This window comes from Pseudochrobactrum sp. AO18b, assembly GCF_000409565.1.
GTDB classification, from domain to species: Bacteria; Pseudomonadota; Alphaproteobacteria; order Rhizobiales; family Rhizobiaceae; genus Pseudochrobactrum; species Pseudochrobactrum saccharolyticum.
The window spans coordinates 1-4,284 of record NZ_ANNO01000470.1; the positions used below are offsets into that span (position 1 = coordinate 1).

General features: G+C 51.6%; 6 protein-coding genes. 5 read left to right on the forward strand and 1 reads right to left on the reverse strand.

Annotated features, from left to right (window positions below; translation table 11 throughout):
* Positions 1–81: 81 nt before the first annotated feature.
* From A918_RS0117405 to A918_RS22360, 3 genes are read left to right on the forward strand one after another with little or no spacing between them, the layout of a single operon-like run.
* Positions 82–756 carry a septation protein A gene (locus A918_RS0117405; RefSeq protein WP_022712285.1) on the forward strand — a complete coding sequence of 225 codons (675 nt, stop codon included), beginning with the start codon at positions 82–84 and terminating at the stop codon, positions 754–756.
* Positions 757–771: 15 nt separating this feature from the next.
* Positions 772–1,536 (forward strand): hydroxyacylglutathione hydrolase, encoded by a 765-nt coding sequence (gene gloB / locus A918_RS0117410; RefSeq protein ID WP_022712286.1) that lies wholly within the window; start codon positions 772–774, stop codon positions 1,534–1,536.
* A 28-nt stretch (positions 1,537–1,564) separates the two neighbouring features.
* Entirely contained in the window at positions 1,565–2,068 is a 504-nt protein-coding gene (locus A918_RS22360; protein WP_022712287.1) for a hypothetical protein, read from the forward strand.
* 24 nt (positions 2,069–2,092) lie between these two features.
* Here A918_RS22360 and A918_RS0117420 read toward each other — a convergent pair whose 3' ends face one another.
* Complete coding sequence (locus A918_RS0117420; protein WP_022712288.1) at positions 2,093–2,941, reverse strand: DUF3108 domain-containing protein; 849 nt, start codon at positions 2,939–2,941, stop codon at positions 2,093–2,095.
* A gap of 337 nt (positions 2,942–3,278) precedes the next feature.
* On the opposite strand from A918_RS0117420, the gene rpmB reads away from it, so the two are divergent.
* Together rpmB and A918_RS0117430 are read left to right on the forward strand one after the other, a co-directional pair.
* Positions 3,279–3,572: a 50S ribosomal protein L28 gene (gene rpmB / locus A918_RS0117425; protein WP_022712289.1), complete on the forward strand. Its 294-nt coding sequence runs from the start codon at positions 3,279–3,281 to the stop codon at positions 3,570–3,572.
* 81 nt (positions 3,573–3,653) lie between these two features.
* On the forward strand, positions 3,654–4,284 hold a 631-nt coding region (locus tag A918_RS0117430; RefSeq protein ID WP_022712290.1), incomplete at its 3' end, for a VUT family protein.

Here is a 4,284-nt window from a genome sequence, read left to right on the forward strand (position 1 = left end):
TGTTGGTGTCGGTGAGCAGATTGATGATCTTGAACCGTTTACGGCGCAGGATTTTGCCGGAGCGATTGCAGGAGAAGCACGATGAACGATCATATTTTTGAGCGCGACCCGTCTGACCCGCAACGCAAGGAAGTGCCGCCGCTGTTAAAACTGGCACTGGAACTCGGGCCTTTGCTCGTGTTCTTTTTTGCCAATTCGCGCGGTGAGTGGCTGGTTGAGCGTTTTCCGGTTCTGGCACAGATCGGTCAGCCGATTTTCATTGCAACGGCCTTGTTTATGGCTGCTACGGTGATTGCGCTGGTTGTATCATGGATCATGACACGCAGCCTGCCGATCATGCCGCTGGTCTCGGGTATTGTGGTGCTGGTTTTCGGCGCGCTGACGCTGTGGCTGCACAATGATACTTTCATAAAAATGAAACCAACCATTGTTAACAGCCTGTTCGGTGCGATTCTGCTGGGCGGTCTGCTGTTTGGCAAAGCTTTGCTCGGCTATGTCTTCGATCAGGCTTTCAAGCTGGATGCGGAAGGCTGGCGTAAGCTGACATTGCGCTGGGGTTTGTTTTTCTTCGTGCTGGCTGTGATTAATGAAGTTGTATGGCGGAATTTCCCTACCGATACATGGGTCACATTCAAAGTGTGGGGCGTCATGCCGCTGACAATTGCTTTTACAATGTTCCAGCTGCCACTGATTAAAAAACATTCTCTGGTGCCGTGGGGCACAGAAGATGACGCAGCATCGGCGGATAAAAAATAATCGGGAGCGAAACGGATGGCTCGTCTTGAAATTGAACAGTTCTATTGTCGCGAAGATAATTTCGGCGTTCTGATTCATGATCCGGAAACGGGGCTGACAGCATCAATTGATGCGCCGGAAGAACTGGCAATCCGTTCGGCTTTGGCGCGTCGCGGCTGGAAGCTCGATTATATTTTTACGACCCATCATCATCTCGATCATGTCGATGCGAATGAAGCATTGAAACGCATCTATGGTGCACAGATCACAGGACCCGCAGCGGAAAAGATTCCGGGTGCGGATCGTGGCGTGAAAGACGGTGACAGGTTTCAATTCGGCTCGTTTGAAGTGCAGGTGATTTCTACACCCGGTCATACGGCCGGAGAGGTGAGCTATTATCTGCCGCAGGCAAAAGTTGCTTTTACGGGCGATACATTATTCGCGCTGGGTTGCGGACGCCTGTTTGAAGGCACACCGGCAGATATGTATGCATCGCTGCAAAAGCTGGCTTTGCTGCCGGTTGATACAAAAGTCTATTGCGGGCACGAATATACGCTGAATAATCTGCGTTTCGCGCTCGATGTTGACGGTACCAATCCGGCATTGAAAGAGCGCGGTCGTGAGATTGAGCGGCTGCGGGCGGAAGGTCTGCCGACCCTGCCGACCAGTATCGGGCTGGAAATGGCCACCAATCCGTTCTTGCGCGTGCATGACAGTGCAGTGCGCAAACAGCTTGGGATGGAAGATGCCAGCGAGTTGCAGGTTTTTGCGGAACTGCGTAAACGCAAAGATCATTTTTGACAAAAGCCGTTTGAGGCAAAGGTATAGTATGGTTTGTCTGTTCCGTCGTCCGGCTGTTACAATTATTGCCGGTTCTTTTCTCGCAGCGGGTTTTTTCGCTGTTATGCCTTTGACCGGTCATGCGGCATTTGCGCAGAGCTTTTCGGAAGTGGCCAAACCGGAAGTGCCGGCGGAAGTGAATAATTATCCGCTTGATGAGAAGTTTCTGACCAAGATGGAAGCCGCACAGGCCGAGCTCAACACGATGGATATGTCCGGCAGCGGTGATGATGAGGCCGGAACCGGCGATCATTCACCAAAGGCGCTGGCTGCCCGTATTGAAAAGCAGCCGAAAGTGATGGCTGTGCTCGAAAAACACGGCCTGACCGCGCAGGATTATATTTACGGCTATTTCGCTCTGGTTAGCAGTGTAAGCGCTGTGGAATCTGAAAATGAAGAACAGCTTGTTGATGAATTAAAAGGCATCAATCCGGCGCATATCACTTTCGGCAAACAATATATTGACCGTATCCATAAGCTTCTTGGCGAATAATTGACCCTCTGGGCTTATTGCTGATCATTTCGTCTGCTCGAAACGCGTTGCGCGGACTTTAACTGTGCCGATCTGTGTGCCGACACTGGCGGCCACAGGGGCGTAAATTCCCGCACCCTGTTTATCCGTATTCAGCGAGGCGAAACTGATAGTGATTTTGCTTTTGTCCGCCAGATAGCGCACGGATTTCTTGTCTTTCTCATAGCCGGAGACAGGGACAAATTTAGCATTGCAGGTGATTGCAGTGCCGTCGAAACTTTTGATCGAAAAGGCTTCAGTTCCTGCCGGACTTAATCGGATCTGCGCGCGTGTCTGCCCGTCAAAAATCTGTAATGTCCGGTTACAGACTGCTGCAGCAGTGGGGCTGGTAATCATCATCGCGCTGATCGGATCAAAGACTGCTTTCAGATCATCGGGGCGGGTTTCCACCCACGGATCGTTTTTCCGGATCGGCGGCTGATTGTCGAAAGCACTGACCGAGCCGTTTTTGAAGCTGATGGCTGTGCGCTTGTGTTTTTTACCGCTGCGATAGGTGGTGAGATAAGAAACGGGCTGAACAGCGGCGGCAGCGCCTTGCTTGCGCATATTGCCATTAATAGTGATGGAGCCTTTGGTACTGTCAAAAATACGGGCAACACCGGAGCTGTGAAAACTTCCGTCGAGTGCGTAGGCATTATTCGTGATTCTGGTGTTCAGTTCGGAACGCGCGATTGTTATGCCGAAAACGGAAATACCATATTCCGTGCGGTAGCCGGAATCAGCGGCAAAAGCGGTAGCGGGCATTACGGAGAGGGCAGTGAGAATTGCTGCTGCAAATATCCGGTTCTGACCGGTTGCGGTATGGATTCTTGCAGCCTTGTCCGTAAACATCATTCAGATCTCCCTGAGACTCACCTGAGCGGATAATGTGCAGCACTCAGTCTGAAAATGCAGAACTGGTGACTTTTGTGCCCGCTATTTGTATGATAAAAGCGGCAAAATGCAGTCAATGACAGTCAATTCCTTGTCATTCCTGCAATTGAACCCGTAATCAGCTTGAAACGGCTTGACGGGAAGGGCTGCTTTCACTATAGAAACCCGACTTTCCCAATGGGCCGCTGTCCGATATTGCGCGCCGCGACATATCAATCACGGATTGATTATGATAGTAGCGAAGACGGTATCGGATATTTGTGCCGGGGCCTGAAACAGAATTTTGAAGGTGAGACCAATGTCCCGCGCTTGTGAACTGACCGGTAAAGCGGTCCTCTACGGCAACAATGTAAGCCATGCGAACAACAAGTCGCGTCGCCGTTATTTGCCAAATCTTTGCAATGTAACCCTGATGTCCGATGCAATGGGCCAGAGCTACCGTCTGCGCGTTACTGCGCATGCGCTGCGTACTGTTGAGCATCGCGGTGGTCTGGATGCATTCCTTGCGAAAGCTTCTGACAATGAACTGTCACAGCGCGCACGTCTGCTGAAGCGTCAGGTTGCCAAGAAACTGGCCGAAGCTGCTGCTTAATAGCTTTCACGGCTGAATTTAGTTTTGCTAAAGGCCGGTTCGTCCGGCCTTTTTGCTGGTTCCATTACCCAGGATAAAAAAATGCCTCTACAGCATAATTCCGCTATTAAAGCGTTGATTTTTCCCGTTCTGGCCATGTGTGCGGCCGTCGCCGCCTCCAATATCCTTGTGCAATATCCGGTTCATTATTTCGGCTTGCAGGATATTCTTACCTATGGCGCATTCACTTATCCGTTTGCATTTCTGGTCAATGATCTGACCAACCGCCGCTTTGGCCCGCAGCGCGCCCGTCAGGTGGTTTATGCCGGTTTTGCGCTGGGTGTTATCATGTCGATCTGGCTTGCAAGCCCGCGCCTTGCTGTGGCCTCAGGAAGTGCGTTCCTGTTCGCACAATTGCTGGATATCAGTGTGTTCAGCCGTTTGCGTCGTCTGCGCTGGTGGAAAGCACCGCTGGCGGCAGCACTTTGCGGTTCTGTGCTGGATACGATCCTGTTCTTCTCGCTGGCTTTTGCGGCACCGTTCAGCATGCTTGATACGGCTTTCGGGCTGGCTGACAGCTCCATGACCGATCAGGTGCAGTGGTTTGGCCTTGCAATGCCACTGTGGCTGTCTCTGGCGCTTGGTGGCTTTGGTATCAAGGTTTTGATGAGTGTGGTGATGCTGGTGCCTTACGGAGCGATTCTGGCACTGTTTGCCCCGTCAATCTATGGCG